This is a genomic window from Cytobacillus sp. S13-E01, assembly GCF_029193815.1.
Classification (GTDB): Bacteria; Bacillota; Bacilli; order Bacillales; family Bacillaceae_L; genus Bacillus_BV.
In genome coordinates, this window is record NZ_JARFVC010000008.1 from 104453 (window position 1) to 123104 (window position 18652).

Annotated in this window: 21 protein-coding genes; 10 read left to right on the plus strand and 11 right to left on the minus strand. The window is 37.5% G+C overall.

Features of this window, described 5'->3' with window-relative positions; all coding sequences use genetic code 11:
- Window positions 1-223 precede the first annotated feature (223 nt).
- Entirely contained in the window at window positions 224-2299 is a 2076-nt protein-coding gene (locus PY093_RS08010) for a transglycosylase domain-containing protein (protein ID WP_275645360.1), read from the plus strand.
- A 138-nt stretch (window positions 2300-2437) separates the two neighbouring features.
- On the opposite strand, the gene PY093_RS08015 is transcribed toward PY093_RS08010, so the two are convergent.
- The 5 genes from PY093_RS08015 to PY093_RS08035 all read right to left on the minus strand — a co-directional run bounded on the left by PY093_RS08015 (window position 2438) and on the right by PY093_RS08035 (window position 4744).
- Complete coding sequence (locus PY093_RS08015) at window positions 2438-2665, minus strand: hypothetical protein (RefSeq protein ID WP_275645361.1); 228 nt, start codon at window positions 2663-2665, stop codon at window positions 2438-2440.
- Between the two features lie 12 nt (window positions 2666-2677).
- On the minus strand, window positions 2678-2920 hold the full coding sequence (locus PY093_RS08020) for a hypothetical protein (protein ID WP_275645362.1): 243 nt from the start codon (window positions 2918-2920) through the stop codon (window positions 2678-2680).
- Between the two features lie 27 nt (window positions 2921-2947).
- Complete coding sequence (locus PY093_RS08025) at window positions 2948-3175, minus strand: hypothetical protein (protein ID WP_275645363.1); 228 nt, start codon at window positions 3173-3175, stop codon at window positions 2948-2950.
- A gap of 306 nt (window positions 3176-3481) precedes the next feature.
- On the minus strand, window positions 3482-3994 hold the full coding sequence (locus tag PY093_RS08030) for a YwhD family protein (RefSeq protein WP_275645364.1): 513 nt from the start codon (window positions 3992-3994) through the stop codon (window positions 3482-3484).
- Window positions 3995-4072: 78 nt separating this feature from the next.
- The gene (locus PY093_RS08035; protein WP_275645365.1) at window positions 4073-4744 is read right to left on the minus strand and encodes a site-2 protease family protein; all 672 of its coding nucleotides are present in this window, start codon (window positions 4742-4744) and stop codon (window positions 4073-4075) included.
- Between the two features lie 182 nt (window positions 4745-4926).
- Here PY093_RS08035 and PY093_RS08040 point away from each other — a divergent pair, with 182 nt between their 5' ends.
- On the plus strand, window positions 4927-5112 hold the full coding sequence (locus PY093_RS08040) for a 2-hydroxymuconate tautomerase (protein WP_275645366.1): 186 nt from the start codon (window positions 4927-4929) through the stop codon (window positions 5110-5112).
- Window positions 5113-5239: 127 nt separating this feature from the next.
- The gene (locus PY093_RS08045; RefSeq protein WP_275645367.1) at window positions 5240-6541 is read left to right on the plus strand and encodes an NCS2 family permease; all 1302 of its coding nucleotides are present in this window, start codon (window positions 5240-5242) and stop codon (window positions 6539-6541) included.
- A 481-nt stretch (window positions 6542-7022) separates the two neighbouring features.
- Here the strand turns inward: PY093_RS08045 and PY093_RS08050 are convergent, their stop codons facing one another.
- From PY093_RS08050 to PY093_RS08060, 3 genes are all read right to left on the minus strand, one after another.
- Complete coding sequence (locus PY093_RS08050) at window positions 7023-7535, minus strand: YwgA family protein (RefSeq protein ID WP_275645368.1); 513 nt, start codon at window positions 7533-7535, stop codon at window positions 7023-7025.
- 63 nt (window positions 7536-7598) lie between these two features.
- Window positions 7599-8903, minus strand: coding sequence for an HD domain-containing protein (locus PY093_RS08055; RefSeq protein ID WP_275645369.1), 1305 nt, complete (start codon window positions 8901-8903; stop codon window positions 7599-7601).
- Between the two features lie 346 nt (window positions 8904-9249).
- The gene (locus PY093_RS08060) at window positions 9250-9477 is read right to left on the minus strand and encodes a YuzB family protein (RefSeq protein ID WP_275645370.1); all 228 of its coding nucleotides are present in this window, start codon (window positions 9475-9477) and stop codon (window positions 9250-9252) included.
- Window positions 9478-9952: 475 nt separating this feature from the next.
- Between PY093_RS08060 and PY093_RS08065 the strand changes: the two genes are divergently transcribed.
- Window positions 9953-10618, plus strand: coding sequence for an RsfA family transcriptional regulator (locus tag PY093_RS08065; RefSeq protein ID WP_275645371.1), 666 nt, complete (start codon window positions 9953-9955; stop codon window positions 10616-10618).
- Between the two features lie 576 nt (window positions 10619-11194).
- Here the strand turns inward: PY093_RS08065 and lipL are convergent.
- Together lipL and pta are read right to left on the minus strand one after the other, a co-directional pair.
- Entirely contained in the window at window positions 11195-12037 is an 843-nt protein-coding gene (gene lipL / locus PY093_RS08070; RefSeq protein ID WP_275645372.1) for an octanoyl-[GcvH]:protein N-octanoyltransferase, read from the minus strand.
- A 220-nt stretch (window positions 12038-12257) separates the two neighbouring features.
- Window positions 12258-13229: a phosphate acetyltransferase gene (gene pta / locus PY093_RS08075; RefSeq protein WP_275645373.1), complete on the minus strand. Its 972-nt coding sequence runs from the start codon at window positions 13227-13229 to the stop codon at window positions 12258-12260.
- Window positions 13230-13556: 327 nt separating this feature from the next.
- Here pta and hemQ point away from each other — a divergent pair, with 327 nt between their 5' ends.
- From hemQ to gerQ, 3 genes are all read left to right on the plus strand, one after another.
- The gene (gene hemQ, locus PY093_RS08080) at window positions 13557-14300 is read left to right on the plus strand and encodes a hydrogen peroxide-dependent heme synthase (protein WP_275645374.1); all 744 of its coding nucleotides are present in this window, start codon (window positions 13557-13559) and stop codon (window positions 14298-14300) included.
- A 310-nt stretch (window positions 14301-14610) separates the two neighbouring features.
- Window positions 14611-15042, plus strand: a complete 432-nt coding sequence (locus PY093_RS08085) for a cell wall hydrolase (RefSeq protein ID WP_275645375.1) — start codon at window positions 14611-14613, stop codon at window positions 15040-15042.
- 90 nt (window positions 15043-15132) lie between these two features.
- Window positions 15133-15618, plus strand: a complete 486-nt coding sequence (gene gerQ / locus PY093_RS08090) for a spore coat protein GerQ (protein WP_275645376.1) — start codon at window positions 15133-15135, stop codon at window positions 15616-15618.
- 71 nt (window positions 15619-15689) lie between these two features.
- Here the strand turns inward: gerQ and PY093_RS08095 are convergent, their stop codons facing one another.
- Window positions 15690-16061, minus strand: a complete 372-nt coding sequence (locus PY093_RS08095; RefSeq protein WP_275645377.1) for a DUF423 domain-containing protein — start codon at window positions 16059-16061, stop codon at window positions 15690-15692.
- 145 nt (window positions 16062-16206) lie between these two features.
- On the opposite strand from PY093_RS08095, the gene pxpB reads away from it, so the two are divergent.
- The 3 genes from pxpB to PY093_RS08110 are packed head-to-tail and all read left to right on the plus strand — an operon-like array spanning window position 16207 to window position 18632.
- Window positions 16207-16944 carry a 5-oxoprolinase subunit PxpB gene (pxpB, locus tag PY093_RS08100; RefSeq protein WP_275645378.1) on the plus strand — a complete coding sequence of 246 codons (738 nt, stop codon included), beginning with the start codon at window positions 16207-16209 and terminating at the stop codon, window positions 16942-16944.
- Window positions 16931-17689 (plus strand): 5-oxoprolinase subunit PxpA, encoded by a 759-nt coding sequence (locus PY093_RS08105; protein ID WP_275645379.1) that lies wholly within the window; start codon window positions 16931-16933, stop codon window positions 17687-17689. The genes pxpB and PY093_RS08105 overlap by 14 nt, the downstream gene beginning before the upstream one ends.
- 4 nt (window positions 17690-17693) lie before the next feature.
- Window positions 17694-18632 (plus strand): 5-oxoprolinase subunit C family protein, encoded by a 939-nt coding sequence (locus tag PY093_RS08110; protein ID WP_275645380.1) that lies wholly within the window; start codon window positions 17694-17696, stop codon window positions 18630-18632.
- Window positions 18633-18652: the final 20 nt, after the last annotated feature.

Here is an 18652-nt window from a genome sequence, read left to right on the forward strand (position 1 = left end):
AAGAAAACGATAGTCATTCAAAGATTTTCGACACTTCTTTCACTTCCGACTATTCACTAGATTTTTTTTACTGGAAAACGTTTAAAAAGAAGTGAATAGCCTAATACTGTGGTATGGAGATCGTTTATTTAAAAGTAAACGCATACCCTGCGTTTTTAAATTTAATTTTTGTATCTAGCCCCGGATGCCACCGGCTCGAGGTTTTAAGTGGAGGTGAAATCAGTTGGAAATCATTACAAGTGATCGTTTGAAGAGTACAATAAAATATCTTCGTGCGCTTTTTATTATTGGTCTTATCCTATCAATCTTTTTAATGCTATTTTTTATCGGTATTTTATCCTATGCAAAAACAAAGGGTGCACCACCGTTAGCAGTTCCACAAACGACGCTATTTTATGCTAGTGATGGATCAATCATTGGTGAAAGTCACCGTGGTGAAAAGCGCTATTGGGTTCCTTTAACTGATATTGCACCTGCAGTTATAGATGCCACTATATCAATTGAAGATCGAAACTTCTTTTTGCATAATGGATTTGACTATAAACGGATAGTAGCAGCAGCGCTTGCCGATATAAAAGCGATGGCAAAGGTACAAGGTGCCAGTACCATCACACAACAATATGCCCGCAACTTATTTTTAGAGCATGAAAAAACATGGAATCGAAAAATAACAGAGGCACTTTATACAGTAAGATTAGAAATGAACTATAGTAAAAAAGAAATCTTGGAAGGTTACCTAAATACGATTTATTATGGCCATGGAGCATATGGTATTGAAGCTGCTTCTAATTTCTATTTTGGAAAGTCTGCAAAGGATTTAACATTATCAGAAGCTAGCATGTTAGCAGGTATCCCTAAGGGACCTAGCCGCTATTCACCATTTATAAATAAAGAGAAAGCAAAAAGTCGTCAATTGGATATCCTCCAATCGATGGTAACAAACGGCTATATTTCAAAACGGAAAGCTGACGAAGTCTATAACACAAAGCTATCCTTTATAACTAGTGACGATGTAGAGAGAAATTATGTCGCTCCCTATTTTCAGGATATTGTAAAAAAAGTACTTCAGTCACAAACAAACATAGAGGATCGTGTAATTGAAATGGGTGGGTTGCGGGTATACACAACCCTTGATCCTAAGCTTCAGAAAATCGCTGAAGAGCAAATGAGCAAAGTGATCAATCCTGAGTCAAACATTCAGCTAGGTTTCATAGCAATGAATCAGTATACAGGGGAAGTTAAGGCTCTTATAGGCGGAAGAAATTACGAGGATAGTCCATTTAACCGAGTAACTCAAGCGCAAAGGCAGCCTGGTTCAACCTTCAAGCCATTTCTCTATTACGCAGCCTTAGAGAATGGTTTTACCCCCTCTACTGAACTAAGAAGTGAGGTCACGACATTTCGTTATGATGAGGGCAATAGCCAATATACACCACAAAATTATAATAATTATTATGCAAATGATCAAATCACACTAGCACAAGCTTTGGCACTTTCTGATAATGTCTATGCTGTAAAAACGCATGTGTTTATTGGAGAAAACGACCTTGTGAATACCGCAAAGAAACTCGGTATTTCAAGCAAACTAGTAAACGTACCCTCCCTAGCATTAGGAACGTCTAGTGTTAAGGTCATTGATATGGTTAATGCGTATAGTATTATTGCTAATGGTGGAAAAAAGGTGGAGCCAATCTTCATTAAAAAGGTTGTTGATCATAAGGGTGATACTATTTATGAAGCCAAATCAGAGAACCAACAAATACTAGATCCAAACCTAGCATTTGTGACGACACATATGATGACAGGAATCTTTGATGAAAAGCTGAATGATTATACGCGTGTAACTGGTCAAACAATTAATGATAAGCTTACCCGACAATACGCAGGGAAGACAGGTAGTACACAAACAGACAGCTGGATGATTGGCTTCTCTCCACAGCTTACTGCTGGTATTTGGACTGGTTATGATCGGGATGAGAAAATAACTCTGACTGCAGAAAAATTATACACAAAACAGATTTGGGCGAATTTCATGGAAGAAGCCCACAAAGGACTGAATGTACTAGCCTTTAAGCCCCCTGATGGAGTTAAAGGCGTCTATGTAAACCCAGACAATGGAAAATTAGCTACCGAATCGTGCCCAGTTTCACGGCTAACCTATTACGTAAAAGGTACTGAACCAACAGAATATTGTACGGACCACCTAGATAATCAAATAACAATTGAAGAAGAAGAGCAACCTTTAGAAGATAAGAACAAGGATAAAGGCTGGTTCAAGAGGATATTTGATTGGTTTTAATAGACAATAACAAAAAATATTATTTGTGATTGGTGCAAAAAAATGAGTCAAAGAAAACAATTGGGAGGTCCTTACAAAAAACTTTTGAATAATGGGGCATAGCAGTTCTTCTTATTTTATTAAATTCCAAGTGAATAACTATAGACTGGTTGGCGAGGGCATCTGATAGCTCTTTTTGTTACCGTTTTCTATTTTTTTCACGATTTCGGGCATCTGATTGCCCTTTTGATTACCGTTTTTTATTTTTTTCACGATTTCGGGCATCTGATTGCCCTTTTGATTACCGTTTTTTATTTTTTTCACGTTTTCGGGCATCTGATTGCTCTTTTGGTTACCGTTTTTTATTTTTTTCACGATTTCGGGCATCTGGTTGCTCTTTTAGTTACCGTTTTGTATTTTTTTCATGATTTCGGGCATCTGATTGCTCTTTTGATTACCGTTTTCTATTTTTTTCATGATTTCGGGCATCTGATTGCTCTTTTGATTACCGTTTTCTATTTTTTTCATGATTTCGGGCATCTGATTGCCCTTTTGATTACCGTTTTCTATTTTTTTCATGATTTCGGGCATCTGATTGCCCTTTTGGTTACCGTTTTCTATTTTTTTCACGATTTCGGGCATCTGGTTGCTCTTTTTTGTTACCGTTTTCTATTTTTTCACGATTTCGGGCATCTGATTGCTCTTTTGATTACCGTTTTCTATTTTTTTCATGATTTCGGGCATCTGATTGCCCTTTTGATTACCGTTTTTTATTTTTTTCACGATTTCGGGCATCTGATTGCCCTTTTGATTACCGTTTTTTATTTTTTTCACGTTTTCGGGCATCTGATTGCCCTTTTGATTACCGTTTTCTATTTTTTTCATGATTTCGGGCATCTGATTGCTCTTTTTTGTTACCGTTTTCTATTTTTTCACGATTTCGGGCATCTGATTGCTCTTTTTGTTACCGTTTTCTATTTTCTGCGTGATTTCGGGCATCTGATTGCTCTTTTTACCGTATTCTATTTCTGATATCATCAAAAAATCCCAGGAGCAATGCTCCTGGGACTTTTTGTGTCCTAGCTTCAGTGAGTGTTAGACACTGTAAATTTAGTTTACTTATTTTATTAAAAAAGCTCAAGTCCCACACAATTTGTTCACATAAATGTCACAAATTGTTACAAAACTCTAAATTGACACCAACTATTCCTTTACTTCTAATCCTTTTTTCAGTTCATCAGTAGACCGATTCCAAATTCCTTCATCATGTTTTTTCAAAAAGGTCGAAAGTAGCTTTTTAGACGGATCATCCATGTGATCAACGATGATTTTTCTTTTTAATGATTTATCCATAAAGTTCACATGTTCCGGTAATGATTTATAGCCACGGCGAATTTCTCTATCCACTGTCATTTCACAAGCAGTAACACCTGCATAGTAACCGCCTTCTTTTGTTCGGTCGATGGTTACCCATACGAGCCAAAACGGTTTTGCATTTGGGAAGCCCTCCTTATTTGGTAAGAACTTAATCCCCTTTTCAACTACACTTCTGCCATGCATTGCACCGATATCAACGAATACATCTTCATTTTCGATATCTATAAAAACGGGAGAAATGTTTTCTAAGCTAAGCGCTCCCCCACCATATCCACCATGACCATCAGTAGGATCATTCTTGATGATATTAAAACCTATATTTTTTTTCTTTTGTTCCATGAACTCATACCTCCTACTTTCTTAATTACTTTCCCATAATACTAACATATTGTATGAAAAATCTACTTTTGAAATAACTTATAAACCAAAAAGCGGCCTAAAAATCCCTTGTAATATATTAATTACAAAAGGTATGACCTTGCTAAAGATTGGTTGAATCGTATACTGATCAAGTGGTGTTATGACTAAAATCAGAAAAATGATTATTCCATAACTTTCATATTGTGTCATTTTTGCTCTAAGGTTAGCTGGTGCTAAGTCCTCTAAAATTCGGTATCCGTCTAGTGGTGGAAATGGCAATAGGTTAAAGACAAATAACAGAACATTTAAGTACACAAGCATCTCAAAGAACATAATTACTCCATCCTGTACTGTCGGAGTCATTGATCCTAATAGTCCGGTCTTTACAAGTAAAAATAGCAAGCTCAATCCAATTGAAGCAACAATTAAGTTACTGATGGGTCCAGCAATTGAAACAAGCACACCCGCTAGCCTTGGACTTTTAAAGAAAAAGCGGTTAACAGGAACTGGTCTTGCCCAACCAAACCCAGCAATGAAAATTAGGATCGTACCAATTGGATCTAGGTGGGCTAGAGGTGATAGTGTTAGTCTACCTTGATTTTTAGCTGTTGGGTCTCCGAATTTATAGGCAACAAAGGCATGGGCGAATTCATGCACAGTGAATGCAATAAGAAGCACTGCAACAACATATGGAATTTGTTCTAATGGAAAAGCTAAAAATTGTTCCACATTTTTTCCCCTTTAAGTTATTTTTTTCAAAACATTTCATTTTCCTTTATTTCCTATATAGTATCAGTATACAATAATGATGTAAGAAATTAAAAATACGTTTACTGACCAAACGTATTTTTACATAAGGTTTTAAAAAACAATAAACGCCATTAAATGAGGTAAGATAAGGAGAGGTCAACATGCCGTACGTTACTGTAAAAATGCTTGAAGGTCGTTCTGAAGAACAGAAAAGAGCGCTAGTTGAAAAAGTAACAGATGCTGTTTCAGAAACAAGCGGAGCACCAAAAGAAAAAATTACTGTTTTTATTGAAGAGATGTCTAAAAATCATTATGCCGTAGGTGGGAAACGCCTTAGTGATCAATAAGCAAGTTTTGGGGAAGCCTAGGAAAAGGCTTCTTTTTTTCGGATAAATTCATTGCATTTAGTCATTAAAGCGAATATTATAGTAGAGGTGTGTTTAAATCGTTCGTATTTATTGGAGGTTTTCTTAAATGTTTAAATTGGCTGAACATCATACAAATGTAAGAACAGAGGTTATTGCTGGTATTACGACATTTCTAACAATGGTTTATATCGTTATTGTAAATCCAGTTATTCTCTCAGATGCTGGTGTACCGTTTAATCAAGTTTTCACGGCAACCATTATCGCTACAATTATCGGGACACTATGGATGTCGTTGTTTGCTAATTATCCAATTGCAATTGCACCAGGAATGGGGCTTAACGCATATTTTGCATATTCCGTTGTAGGTGGGAATGAAAACATTTCCTATCAGGTTGCATTTTCGGCCGTCTTTCTTGCTGGTATTATATTTGTTATCTTATCACTAACTCCTTTTCGTAAAAAATTAATTGAAGCAATACCGGAGAATTTAAAGCATGGAATAACAGCTGGTATTGGTTTATTTATTGCATTTATAGGTCTACGTTTAACTGGAATCGTTATAGCACACGAAGCAAATCTAGTAACACTAGGGGATCTTCGTGATCCTTTAGTTGTCTTAGCCTTGGTTGGACTGGCAGTTACACTTGTCTTAATGTCTCTAAATGTGCACGGCGCTCTTTTTATAGGGATGCTGATAACAGGGGGCATTGCATTTTTAACTGGTCAATTAGAATTTAACGAGGGCTTTGTTTCCCTTCCAACTTTATCTGAGGGGTTTATCATTGCAAATCCATTCACAGCATTTGGTGATGTCATTCAGTATGGACTATATGCTGTTGTTTTTTCATTCCTATTAGTCACTATTTTTGATACGACAGGAACAATGGTTGGAGTTGCTCAACAAGCTGGCTTGATGAAAGGCAACAAAATGCCACGCGCTCGCCAAGCTTTGCTTGCTGATTCTGTTGCGACAACGGCTGGAGCTATGTTTGGTACAAGTCCAACTAGTGCCTATATCGAATCATCTGCTGGTGTTGCTGCTGGTGGAAGGACTGGCTTGACAACATTAACTGTTGCGATTTTATTTGGAGTTGCAGCTTTCTTCGGCCCTCTTGTAGGGGCAGTTTCAGGGATTTCAGCGATTACAGCACCAGCTCTAATCATTGTAGGGAGCTTAATGATGGGAAGCATTGCTCACATCAAGTGGAATGAATTAGACGAAGCATTCCCGGCATTTTTAATTATTTTAAGCATGCCTTTAACATCAAGTATCGCTACTGGTATTGCATTAGGGTTCATTTCATATCCATTAATGAAAGTAGTTAAAGGGAAATGGAAAGAAGTTCACCCACTTGTTTATTTATTTGCAGTCTTGTTCTTCTATCAATTAGTATTTTTACCACATTAATAAGAAAAGCGAAAGGCGCGCCCGCCTATCGGCGCGTCGATTAAAACCCGCCACGTCCTGTGGCGAACATCGACATCAACACATCCTGTGCAAGTCAAGCGTAAGACGGTTTATTCAAGAAGGTGGTTTTTCCTTATTAAAGGGATTGGCTTATGACCACAGGAATGATGGCGCCATACAAAAAGGAGTTATTTGCAGCAAAGTGCAAATAACTCCTTTTTTATCCCGCATTAACGGGCATTAAATCGCCCACTTTAAAACATAGAGAATACGAAAAAGTTTAAATGGGGAAACCAAAGGGAATCGTGTTCTACCGAGTGCTTTCTTCTAAAAGAGGAATAGCCCTCGGTAGAACGGGATAGCTAAAGGGATGTTTCAAGTAAGGCGTAGCCGCACAGGACGTGCGTGCCCCCAGAGTTATAAGGTCAACTAACCCACAAAGTGGGGGATGAACGAAAACCCCCACTAAGGGAAGTTTCCTTTATGAACAGATTACTTGTCCTCGGAGCTTTTCGATATAAGCATACGCCTCAGTAATTTCGTCGGCTGTGTACCTTTGCTTACTCTTTAGCGTTTGAATTTTTTCTGCGACCTCAGCTTTATCGAGATTTTCAAAATAAAGAACGGTCGAGACTAATTCTAGGAAACGCGCATTTTGTTCATTTAAATCCACTATACATTCCTTTAGTGGAGGCATATCCTCTAATTGGTAGTGACTTAAAAACTGCTCTCCTGTTTCAGTTAATGTGTAACGGTATTGAAAATAGCCACCTTTTTTCTCTTTAATCTCATCTAAAAAGCCTAAGTTACATAGTTCCTCTACTCGTAATGTTAGTTCCTCAGAATATGGACCATAAAAATGAAAATCATACCTTTCATAAAAAGGAAAATTTACTTTTTTTGCTATATATATCATTTTCTGAAGCTTTTTTCGACCGATTATTTCCCCAGCCTCCGAAAATGCCTTCATAATTTTTGCGTGTTCAGTTAACAAAGCCCCGTCACTCCCATTTAAAAAATCCAATTTGCAAGTTATGTACATTGATTCCATAACTTATTATTCAATCTCAAGTAGTTCTTGTATTTTTTTCTTTATATTTCGCTTAGTTGATAAATCCTTAATAAAATCTAGAGGAAAGTATAATTTATGGTCAGTCCGTCTTTTACCAGAAATGGCATCGACAATGTCAGATTGTCGTGATAATTCACGTAATTCTCCATTTGGCATTTGTAAATGAATTGGCAATCTCTCTTCTTCTTCACCCGGACGATAGAAATCATAGGGTAAATCGGAGGAAGAATCAACAACCAAATAATAATCAGGATCGATACCCGCCTTTTTAAATAAGCTTGTAAGCTCCATCAGCTTCATCATTTGCTCATTATTTGGACTAAATTCTGCATATTGAAATAAGTTACGGTTAATAAATCGGCGACATAAGTCACTTAAAATAGGGTCAGCTTCTTCCTGCCACGCTTGAAAATAATATAAAATAATTGATTCATCTAATTTTAAGTAATCTTGTAGGTTAAGTTCATCTTCGAACAACGAGTAAAAATGTATGGGTTGTATTTTAAAAGAGTAGTATTCTTGGTGAAGTTTTTTAGCTCGATGAAGAATTTTAGTCAAGATCACCTCTGCACTTCTTGTGACAGGGTGGAAATATACTTGCCAGTACATTTGGTAACGGCTCATAATGTAGTCCTCTACTGCATGCATGCCACTATTCTTGATGACAACCTGATCCTCCTGTGGGCGCATGACACGTAAGATGCGTTCCATATCGAAATGTCCATAGCTAACGCCTGTATAGTACGCGTCTCGTTGTAGATAATCCATGCGATCGGCATCAATTTGACTAGAAATCAAGCTAACGACAAGCTTATTTTTATAGGTTTTAGCAATGACCTCCGCCACTTTCTTAGGAAATTGACTTCCCATTCTCCTAAGGACTCCATTGACCTCGGTATCACCTACTAGAATACTCTGAGTAAAATCTTCGTGATCAAGATGAAACACTTTTTCAAATGAATGTGAAAAAGGACCATGGCCTAAGTCATGAAGTAGTGCTGCACAAAGACATAATAACCGTTCCTGATTATCCCAATGTGGTTTGTCCTTAAAGCCATCATCAATAATTCTTCGGACAATTTCATACACACCTAATGAATGATTAAATCTACTATGCTCCGCACCGTGGAACACAAGATAGGTTGTACCAAGCTGACGAATTCGACGAAGTCGTTGGAACTCCGCTGTCGCAATTAGATCCCAAATCAGCTGATCTTTAACGTGGATGTAACGGTGGACAGGGTCTTTAAATACCTTTTCTTCACTTAATTTTCCATTGGAATTTGTCATGACTGTAACCTCTTCCATCTATAGCTTGTTATCTATTATATAGTTTAATGGTAGTAAGAAAAGCGCAAGGCGCGTCGATTAAAACCCGCCACGTCCTGTGGCGCACATCGACATCAGCACATCCTGTGCAGTCAAGCATAAGACAAGCCGGCTGGAAGGTTGTTCTTTACCTTCCGGACGGATTGGCTTATACCATAGAGCCGATGGCGCTCGGAGCTAGACACTAAAACTAGGTTCAAATTTTTATGCTTTCTTATCTTTTTTAATAAAACCCATTTTCGAACAAAATTCGCCATCAAATTTTTCAATAAAAAATCACCTCTTTTTTGAAATTAAAGGCGATTTTTTAGTTCTTGTTTAGCTTCTTATCTATTTTTTCGATCAGCTCATCTTCATTAAGTGCTGACAAAGGACGATTGTTTACAAACGCAAACGATTTTTTTCTGCCCGGTCCACAATATGACTGACAGCCAATATCAATTTTAGCGTTTGGATCTATTGTTTTAAGACGAGGAAGCAATGTTTTAACATTAGTTGCCTGACAGTCATCACAAATTCGAAATTCATTTGTCATACCGTTACAAATCCTTTCTTCTTGGAGGCATTAAATGGCTCACCACATAAGGTTTGCTTTGCCTATTACAAGGGTAATTATCACCCATTAACCTCTTGATCCGCTAAGGGGTATTTTACAATTTATCGACATTCTTTGCAAGTATCCGTAGCCAATTCCAAAAAAAGACTGTAGTTACTTTGAATATTCCATCTGATCTTGGTGTCTAGCTCCAAGCGTTATCGGCCCTGGGGTCATAAGCCAAAACCTTCAGAGACAAACGCCACCTTCTTCCATTGGGATTTGCTGACTTAGTAGTTCGCCACAGGCGTGAGTGTTGCTAGTCAGACGCTTTTCACCGGATATCAAATTAAATCTAGTATCCTTTTAAGGTTTTTAGTATAAACATTGATTCTCTTGGAAATGATAGTAGTAAAGAAAGCAATGATTGCTTAATCATGCAACCAAACTATATATAAATTGGGAGTTGAGTATAATGAAAGAAAGACAAGATGCTTGGTCAGAAGAAAATGATTTATTGTTGGCAGAAACTGTACTTAGACATGTACGTGAAGGTAGCACACAGTTAAATGCATTTGAAGAAGTGGGAGACCGTTTAAATAGAACATCTGCTGCTTGTGGATTTCGATGGAATGCAGTTGTTAGACATGACTACGAGAAAGCACTTGCACTGTCAAAGAAACAGCGTAAACAAAGACAACGAGCACTTGGACAACAACAGCCTGTAAAAAAGACCTTACTCTATACACCACCTGCAACAGTACTTGAAGAGTTTGGATCTTCGCTTACTGAAACATTTGAAACTAGTGAGCCTGCAAAACAAAATAATGCTCCAGTTTCAATTGAGCACGTAATCTCTTTTTTACATTCATTAAAAGGTAGAAACAACAATACAGAAACATTATATAGAGAGAATGAGAGATTAAAAAGAGAAAATAACGAGATGATCAAGCAAAATGAAGAGCTTATGAAAAAGGTGTCTAAGCTTGAGCAAAGTGCCGTCTCTATTCAAGAGGATTACGAAACATTAATGAAAATCATGAATCGCGCGAGAAAACTAGTCTTATTTGATGAAGAAGAGCGTCCTGCCACAAAATTTAAAATGGACCGTAATGGTAATTTAGAGAAAGTCGCTGAATAATTTTTGGTGCATGCGCCACTTTACTATATTGAGACGCTTGGGTAAGTAATCTGCCTGGGCGTTTTTTGAGTGTGTTTAGGCGTTTGCACATATTATCGATCTTTTTGGCACATAAACGTTGATTTTCCGCACATAATTCGTTTGTTTTGTCACTTATTTGATTAGTTGGCGCACACAATTCGTAAAATCGCGCACGTATTTCCTTATAATCGGAAATAAAGCTAGTCTTTTATTTATTAAGTATGTCTGAAAAAACAGGTAAAATAGTATTTTTCCGTTTCAGACGGGTATTTTACAATTCAGAATAGTATAGGCAGGTATTTTACAAAATCGAAAAGTATTTCACGAAAACAGGCGGGTATTACCTTTTATTTGGAAACCTATACCCATTTTCTCTTCCGAAAATTAGAATACGCGCCTGACATAATCGCCTAATAACCGTTGCAAGCATGTATTTGCCCACCACCGACATGCATTTCTCCATTATTTTTCAAAAAAGTAGATAGCATTCCCTATAAAGCTCTCGTTTCCTAAATAATAAAAAAGTGCTAAATCCATAAGGATTTAACACTCTTCTTAAAGTTCCTCCAACACTTTAGTATTCCGATCAATGATCCGCTGATAGTTATAGTAAAAAAGCTCCATTTCTTCTTCCTTAAGCTGGGACGAAAATAGTTTTTCACTCTCGTTTTTCAACGTTTGTAATAGATATAGCATTAGTGTTTGAACATCTAGCTCTTCACCTAAAAGCTCTGACAAGGATGCCATCGTTTCAGGCTTTATCTCAGGAAAGCTATATTTCGTTTGCTCGCCCTTTAGCGACAAACTGTAAAAGTCACGGATAAGCTCGGCCCGCGCGGAACCACTACCAGCAACCCCTAAATAAATTTGAACAGCTACTCCACCCCGCAGGCGACGTTGTGATATCCCCGCAAATTTTTGACCATTTATACTCAAATCATAGCTACCTGGACAATAGGAACCTACTATTTCTTTCGCTTCAATTAGTACATTGTACTTTTCAAGCATTTTCCTAATTAGTTTAAACATTGCCTGGTAGCCTCTATTTATATCAATTCCTTTTTCTGTATCACGAAAAATGAGGGAGATATTTAGAATTCCTTCATCTAAAACCACAGCCAATCCACCAGAATTTCTGACGATCACTCGGTAGCCTTTTTCCTCTAAAAAGCGGATACCCTCCGCTAAGTGCGGAAGTTTTGTATCTTGTATCCCTAACACAATTGTATTGTAGTGCACCCAAGAGCGAGCTATGGACTGAGATTGTCCACTTCCAACTGATGCACATAATGTATCATCAAATGCAAAAGATTGGAGCGCTTCAAAATGAGAGCCTCGACTTGTATGATCAATCATTCTCCACTCATGCTGGTATAAAAGTGATGAGTTTGTATGCATTACAGTATGTCTCCTATCAAAAAAGCTAACTTATTATACCACGGCATTAAAGGTTTGCTCAAAACGAAAAGCGGGGATCCCCAAGCAAGACAGCAAAACCAAGTTCATAAATTCTTACGATTTCTTATCTTAAGAAAAACGCAAGGCGCGCCCGGAGCTAGACACAAAATAAATAACTTTATACTTTCTTACCTTTTAATAAAGGTAACCATACGGCTCATTATAAAGCCTGGCTCGCAGTAATTAAGGCAAGCTTATACACATCTTCGACATTACATCCACGTGATAAATCGTTTACTGGTTGATTTAAGCCTTGTAAAATTGGCCCTACTGCTTCAAAATTACCTAAACGTTGTGCGATTTTGTAGCCGATATTCCCCGCTTCAAGACTTGGGAAAATGAATACATTGGCATCGCCTTGTATTTCTGAATCAGGTGCTTTCTTTTTCGCGACTGAAGCTACAAAGGCAGCATCAAATTGGAACTCTCCATCTAGCGTAAGGTTAGGATTCAGCTCCTTCGCTATTTTTACTGCCTCGATTACCTTTTCCGTTTCCGGCGATTTAGCTGAGCCTTTTGTTGAAAAGCTAAGCATCGCTACCCTAGGTTCGATATCAAACATTTTCGCGGTATTTGCACTTTCAACTGCAATTTCAGCAAGATCCTGACTGTCAGGAGAAATATTAATGGCACAATCTGCAAATACATATTTTTCATCGCCACGAACCATAATGAATACGCCAGAAGTCTTTTTAATACCTTGTTTTGTTTTAATAATCTGTAGGGCTGGTCGAACTGTATCTGCAGTTGAGTGTGCGGCTCCACTAACTAAGCCATGAGCTTTTCCCAGATACACTAGCATGGTTCCAAAATAATTCTCATCAAGTAAGATTTTGCGTGCATCTTCCTCTGTCACTTTTCCCTTGCGACGTTCGATGAATGCTGCTACGAGCTCATCAATCTCACTGTAATTTTGAGGATCGTAGATTTGAACATGATCAAGTGATAGATTTAGCTCTTTCGCTTTGCTCTGGATCTCACCTTTATTCCCAATAACGATAGGAATAACAGCTTGATCATTTCCTAAACGATTAACCGCCTCTAAAATCCGCTCATCTTGCCCTTCTGGAAATACTACTTTAATCCCTTTTCCTGTTACTTTTTGTTTTAACACTGTGAATAAATCACTCATCGTAATTCCTCCTGAAAGATACTACATTTTTTAAGGTCTATACAGCATGTATGTTCGTGGATTTAATCATATCCCGAAATCTATTATGTAAAGGATAAGCTCTTTTTGTCAAAATGAAAACAGCTGAGACTCCTGCTATTGTTACAATTTTATGAACTATATTTTTCTCTACCCTTCAATAATTCCCATACAATCACGAATTTAATCTGATTTACTAGTAGTTTTAATTTGTTGAATGTTTAACGACTTGGCGAAAGGAAAAACTATGATATAGTAGTGATTGAATACATACTAAATAAACTTAATTTTAAATAGGAGTGATTATTAATGAGTGAAGCAGCTCAAACACTAGATGGTTGGTATAGTTTACATGACTTTCGTACAATCGATTGGTCATTATGGAAAAGTGTATCAAGTGACGAGCGTCAGGCAGCCATTCACGAATATCATGGCTTATTAGAAAAGTGGAATTCTACACAAAACAATAAGCAAGGTAGTCATGCACTGTACACAATTGTTGGTCAAAAGGCAGATTTCATGATGATGATTCTTCGCCCAACAATGGAAGAATTAAATGAAATCGAAAATGAATTTAATAAATCAAAGCTAGCAGAGTTTGCTATTCCTGTTCATTCTTATGTATCTGTAGTGGAGTTGAGTAACTATTTGCCTGCTGGTGAAGACCCATATCAAAATCCACAAATCTTAGAACGTTTATATCCCATTTTACCTAAGGCTAAGCATGTGTGTTTTTATCCAATGGATAAAAAGCGCCAAGGTGAAGATAATTGGTATATGCTTCCGATGGAAGATCGTCGCGGGATGATGCGTAAACACGGAATGATTGGCCGTCAATATGCAGGTAAAGTAAAGCAGGTTATCACTGGATCTGTAGGTTTTGATGACTACGAGTGGGGCGTTACTTTATTCGCAGATGATGTCCTTCAATTCAAAAAGCTTGTATACGAAATGAGATTTGACGAAGTAAGTGCCCGTTATGGTGACTTCGGTGCTTTCTTCGTAGGAAATTTACTAGAAGAAGACAAGATCTCAAAGTTTTTACACGTTTAGTTTATGATTTGGCAGCCTAAGGGCTGCCTTTTTCTATGTAAACCAGGACCTGTTATTTTCGCTACACTTTTTTCTATTACTCAAGTCCGATACATGTCATATTTACAATCCTATCTACATAGTAATGTGTAGTGACCGGATATCTATTGGTCAACTTTCTTTTTAACTTTTATAAAAAAAGTTGTAACCCATTTTCACCTCCATCAATACGTTATAAAGAGTGAAAGAGTGTGAAATTGATGGAATTACCTATTTACAATGGGTGCTTAGGTGATATCATTCATTTCTTTCTTTAGAGTGAGGTGAGAAAATGGCAGTAGTAGCACATACCGAGGAAGATGTTAAGCTTTTAGCGAGACTTTTACGTGCAGAGGCTGAGGGTGAAGGTAAGTTAGGTATGCTTTTAGTTGGAAATGTTGGTGTGAATCGTGCAAGATCAGCGTGCCTTGACTTTAAAAAAATAACTAACATTCGAAAAATGGTATTTCAAAGTCCTGGTGGATTTGAAGCAACTCAAAAAGGGTATTTTTATCAGGCAGCTAGACCACAAGAAATTGAACTAGCAAGAAGGGTACTCAAAGGAGAACGCTTTCACCCTGCTGAATTTTCATTATGGTTTTTTGAACCTAGCGGTGATTGTCCACCACAATGGTACGATCAATGGAACGTTGGTAGATATAAAGCACACTGTTTCTATAAACCAACATCAGCGGACTGTCCATCTGTTTATACAACGTTTTAATTTCTGGTCGAATGAGTTTACAGCTGAGCTATCTAAGAGAAATAAAAAGATAGAATCTAAGAATACTTAGTAATCTGAGGAGGTATTTACATGAGTCAACACAACAATCCCTATGAAGGAATGACAAATCCTTATGCAGGATATGGCAGTGGGTATGTTCAACAAGGCTATAACCCATACCATGGCTTCGCACCTGCACAGCAAAACGGGTATGGAGGGTATCCTCAACAATTTCAAGGTTTAGATATACCTGGTGCACCTGGTGTACCACAACAGGCTGGTGCTGATGTACCTGGGATGCTTCCATTAGAAGCATCCTATATCGAAAATATCCTTCGTTTAAACAAAGGAAAGCTAGCAACGGTTCATATGTCATTCAATGGCAACGCAAAGACATTTAAAGGCATAGTTGAAGCAGCAGGTCGTGATCATATTATCATAAGTGATCCACAAACAGGTATGCGTCATTTATTATTAATGGTTTATTTAGACTATGTAACATTCAATGAGGAGTTAGATTATGAGTATCCTTATGCGGCGGGTGCTCCTGGTTTAAGTGCTTATCCTCCGAGATAACTAGAGTCTTTGGATGCACAAATAAGTTAAGCAAGGAGTGTCTAGCAATATAGACACTCCTTTCCTATCTTTTACAGTGATTTTATAGCAACTATCGCTATTAATAACCATGCTGCTAAAAAAGCGAGTCCTCCAAAGGGTGTGACTGCGCCTAAAATTTTGATACCTGTTGTGCTTAGTACGTACAAGCTTCCTGAAAATAGTATTATACCAATTAGCATTAGCCACCCTGCAGACGTTAGCATCGTTGATCCAGGGACTTTAGCTGCTAAAAGCGCCACAATAAATAATCCCGTTGCGTGAAACATTTGGTAGGTAACACCTGTATTCCAAGTCTTTAAATATTTTTCAGAAATTTTACCTTCTAAACCATGTGCACCAAAGGCACCTAATGCAACTGCCAAGAATGCATTAATTGCACCTAAAATTATAAATAGCTTCATTTTTGTATGCTCCTTTAATAAGTAACTAGTCCAACATATCCTAATAATAAACGACTCAGCGAAAATTTCAACATTCACGATTATCTGCTTTACATATGATATAGTTTTAATTAACAAGATACTATCTGAGATAGGATGATGTACTATGAATTTCTCCCTTTCACCCCTAGGTGATAAAGCAGTTCAAATTTTGTTTGAAGAGCCTATTTCGAAAAAGTTAAATATGCACATTCGTAGAACCTCGGATGAAATAATTAATCATAGGCTAGCTGGAGTAATTGAAGTTGTACCAGCCTTTCGTACTTTAACAATTTATTATGACCCTATGTTACAGTCTTACAGTAATCTTTGTATTTTTTTAACAAAAATTTGCGAATATAAATTCCAATCTGATCAGTCTTTTAAAAAAGAAGTGATTTCTATTCCTGTTTGCTATGGAAAAGGGTTTGGTGAAGATCTTTCTCGTGTTGCAATGATTCATAATCTAACCGAGGATGAAGTTATTAAGCTTCATGCTGGTACCCAATATCTAGTCTATATGATCGGGTTTTTACCTGGCTTTCCATATTTAAAAGGATTGCGTGAAGAAATTAAGACACCTCGTCTATCTGAACCTAGATTAAATGTACCAAGAGGAGCAGTAGGGATTGGCGGAGATCAAACTGGGGTTTACCCGATTGAATCACCTGGTGGATGGAATCTAATTGGACAAACTCCTCTAACATTGTTTAATCCTGAAGCTAATATACCCTTTTTAATAAAAGCTGGCGACTTTATTCGCTTTGTACCAATTAGTGAAGAAGAGTTTTATAAAATAGAAAGCAATGTTAACAATGGAACTTATGTCATTAAACGGGATGTGGTAATTGATGAAAAGCATTGATATTAATTGTGATTTAGGTGAAAGCTATGGAGCTTTTAAAATCGGTAATGATGAGCTTATATTAGATCATGTGACAAGCGCAAACATTGCATGCGCTTTCCATGCAGGTGATCCGCATGTTATGCAAAAAACGGTGAAATTAGCAAAAGAGAAAAAAATTGCGATTGGTGCACATCCTGGATTTCAGGATGTAATAGGCTTTGGTCGAAGAGTGATACCAAATACGCCCCAGGAAATTACTGATATCGTATTATATCAACTTGGGGCACTTGATGCGTTTTGTAAAGCAAACGAAGTAACTTTACACCATGTTAAGCCACACGGCGCTTTATACAATGTTGCGGCAAATGAACGACCTATTGCTGATGCCATCGTTAAAGCTGTAAAACTGTTTGACCGGCATCTACTACTATTCGGGTTATCCGGTAGTGAGCTCATTAAAGCAGGAAATGAGGCCGGACTAAGGACTGCCTCAGAAGTATTTGCAGATCGTACCTATCAGCAAGATGGGTCCCTTACCTCAAGACAAATAAGTGGTGCAGTAATTGAAGATATTGATACGGCGTTAAATCAGGTGATTCAAATGATTGACACAAATACGGTAACTTCAATTGATGGTCATACTGTTGCACTTCAAGCTGATACGATTTGTGTCCATGGAGATAATGAGCACGCCCTCCTGTTCGCTCAAACTTTACGTCAAAAATTAACAGATAAAGGTATTACAATTAAACCAATTGGGTGATTTTATGAAAGAACTTTTTAAAGTTATTAAGACAGGTCTGCTAACAACATTTCAAGACATCGGCCGTCATGGCTATCAGCAATATGGTGTAGTAACGTCAGGTGCCATAGATAGCTATTCTTTTCAGTTAGCCAATTTACTAGTAGGAAATAATCGAAATGAAGTTTGCTTAGAAATGTCTATGCTTGGCCCAACACTTTTAGTAGAGGCCGAGGAAGCTTTAATTGCTATTTGTGGTGGGGATCTGAGTCCAACTATTAATGGAAAACCAGCCTTGATGTGGCAATCCTTTAAAGTATTCAAAGGAGATAAGATAACATTTGGTAAACCTATTTCTGGAGTTTGGGCATATCTTTCTGTTGCAGGTGGTTTTAACATTAAACCAGTCTTAGGAAGTAAATCATTTTACGGGAAAGCTAGAATAGGGACAAGTATTTCCAAAGGCGACATAATCTACGGTTCTCCTACCCTAAATAAAACTAAAGGACTAAGTTGGAACTTAAGGCCTGTTTTTAAAAATGATGTTACTGTACATGTTATTTTAGGCCCACATAAAGATGCGTTTACTGAACTATCTATCGAGCGATTTTTTAGTGAGCCCTTTCAAGTTGTCCAAGGTGATAGGATGGGCTACCGCTTAAAAGGGAATTACTTACTAGAACATAAATCATCAGCCGACATAGCTTCAGATGCAATTCCCTTAGGAGGGATCCAGGTTCCTAGCAGCGGACAACCGATAATCCTATTAGCTGACAGGCAAACAACTGGTGGCTATACAAGGATTGGAACTGTGATTTCAGTTGATATAGCTAAGATTGCACAAGTTCCCCCAGGTGGGACTATAACATTTAAACAAATTACAGTAGAAGACGCACATGACCTTTATTTTAAACGTGAAATGTTCTTAGCTCGCTTTGAAAAATTAAGTGGTCTTCTCTCCTGACAGAGCTTCATGGGTATGGT

Coding starts and splice junctions, on each gene's coding strand:
- PY093_RS08025 (WP_275645363.1), bottom strand. CDS start 3,175: ATGCCCGAAATCATGAAAAAAATAGAAAACGGTAATCAAAAGGGCAAT.
- PY093_RS08015 (WP_275645361.1), bottom strand. CDS start 2,665: ATGCCCGAAATCGTGAAAAAAATAAAAAACGGTAACCAAAAGAGCAAT.
- PY093_RS08045 (WP_275645367.1), top strand. CDS start 5,240: ATGTTTAAATTGGCTGAACATCATACAAATGTAAGAACAGAGGTTATT.
- PY093_RS08065 (WP_275645371.1), top strand. CDS start 9,953: ATGAAAGAAAGACAAGATGCTTGGTCAGAAGAAAATGATTTATTGTTG.
- pxpB (WP_275645378.1), top strand. CDS start 16,207: ATGAATTTCTCCCTTTCACCCCTAGGTGATAAAGCAGTTCAAATTTTG.
- pta (WP_275645373.1), bottom strand. CDS start 13,229: ATGAGTGATTTATTCACAGTGTTAAAACAAAAAGTAACAGGAAAAGGG.
- PY093_RS08030 (WP_275645364.1), bottom strand. CDS start 3,994: ATGGAACAAAAGAAAAAAAATATAGGTTTTAATATCATCAAGAATGAT.
- PY093_RS08055 (WP_275645369.1), bottom strand. CDS start 8,903: ATGACAAATTCCAATGGAAAATTAAGTGAAGAAAAGGTATTTAAAGAC.
- PY093_RS08095 (WP_275645377.1), bottom strand. CDS start 16,061: ATGAAGCTATTTATAATTTTAGGTGCAATTAATGCATTCTTGGCAGTT.
- PY093_RS08020 (WP_275645362.1), bottom strand. CDS start 2,920: ATGCCCGAAATCGTGAAAAAAATAGAAAACGGTAACCAAAAGGGCAAT.
- PY093_RS08110 (WP_275645380.1), top strand. CDS start 17,694: ATGAAAGAACTTTTTAAAGTTATTAAGACAGGTCTGCTAACAACATTT.
- lipL (WP_275645372.1), bottom strand. CDS start 12,037: ATGCATACAAACTCATCACTTTTATACCAGCATGAGTGGAGAATGATT.
- PY093_RS08085 (WP_275645375.1), top strand. CDS start 14,611: ATGGCAGTAGTAGCACATACCGAGGAAGATGTTAAGCTTTTAGCGAGA.
- hemQ (WP_275645374.1), top strand. CDS start 13,557: ATGAGTGAAGCAGCTCAAACACTAGATGGTTGGTATAGTTTACATGAC.
- gerQ (WP_275645376.1), top strand. CDS start 15,133: ATGAGTCAACACAACAATCCCTATGAAGGAATGACAAATCCTTATGCA.
- PY093_RS08060 (WP_275645370.1), bottom strand. CDS start 9,477: ATGACAAATGAATTTCGAATTTGTGATGACTGTCAGGCAACTAATGTT.
- PY093_RS08105 (WP_275645379.1), top strand. CDS start 16,931: ATGAAAAGCATTGATATTAATTGTGATTTAGGTGAAAGCTATGGAGCT.
- PY093_RS08040 (WP_275645366.1), top strand. CDS start 4,927: ATGCCGTACGTTACTGTAAAAATGCTTGAAGGTCGTTCTGAAGAACAG.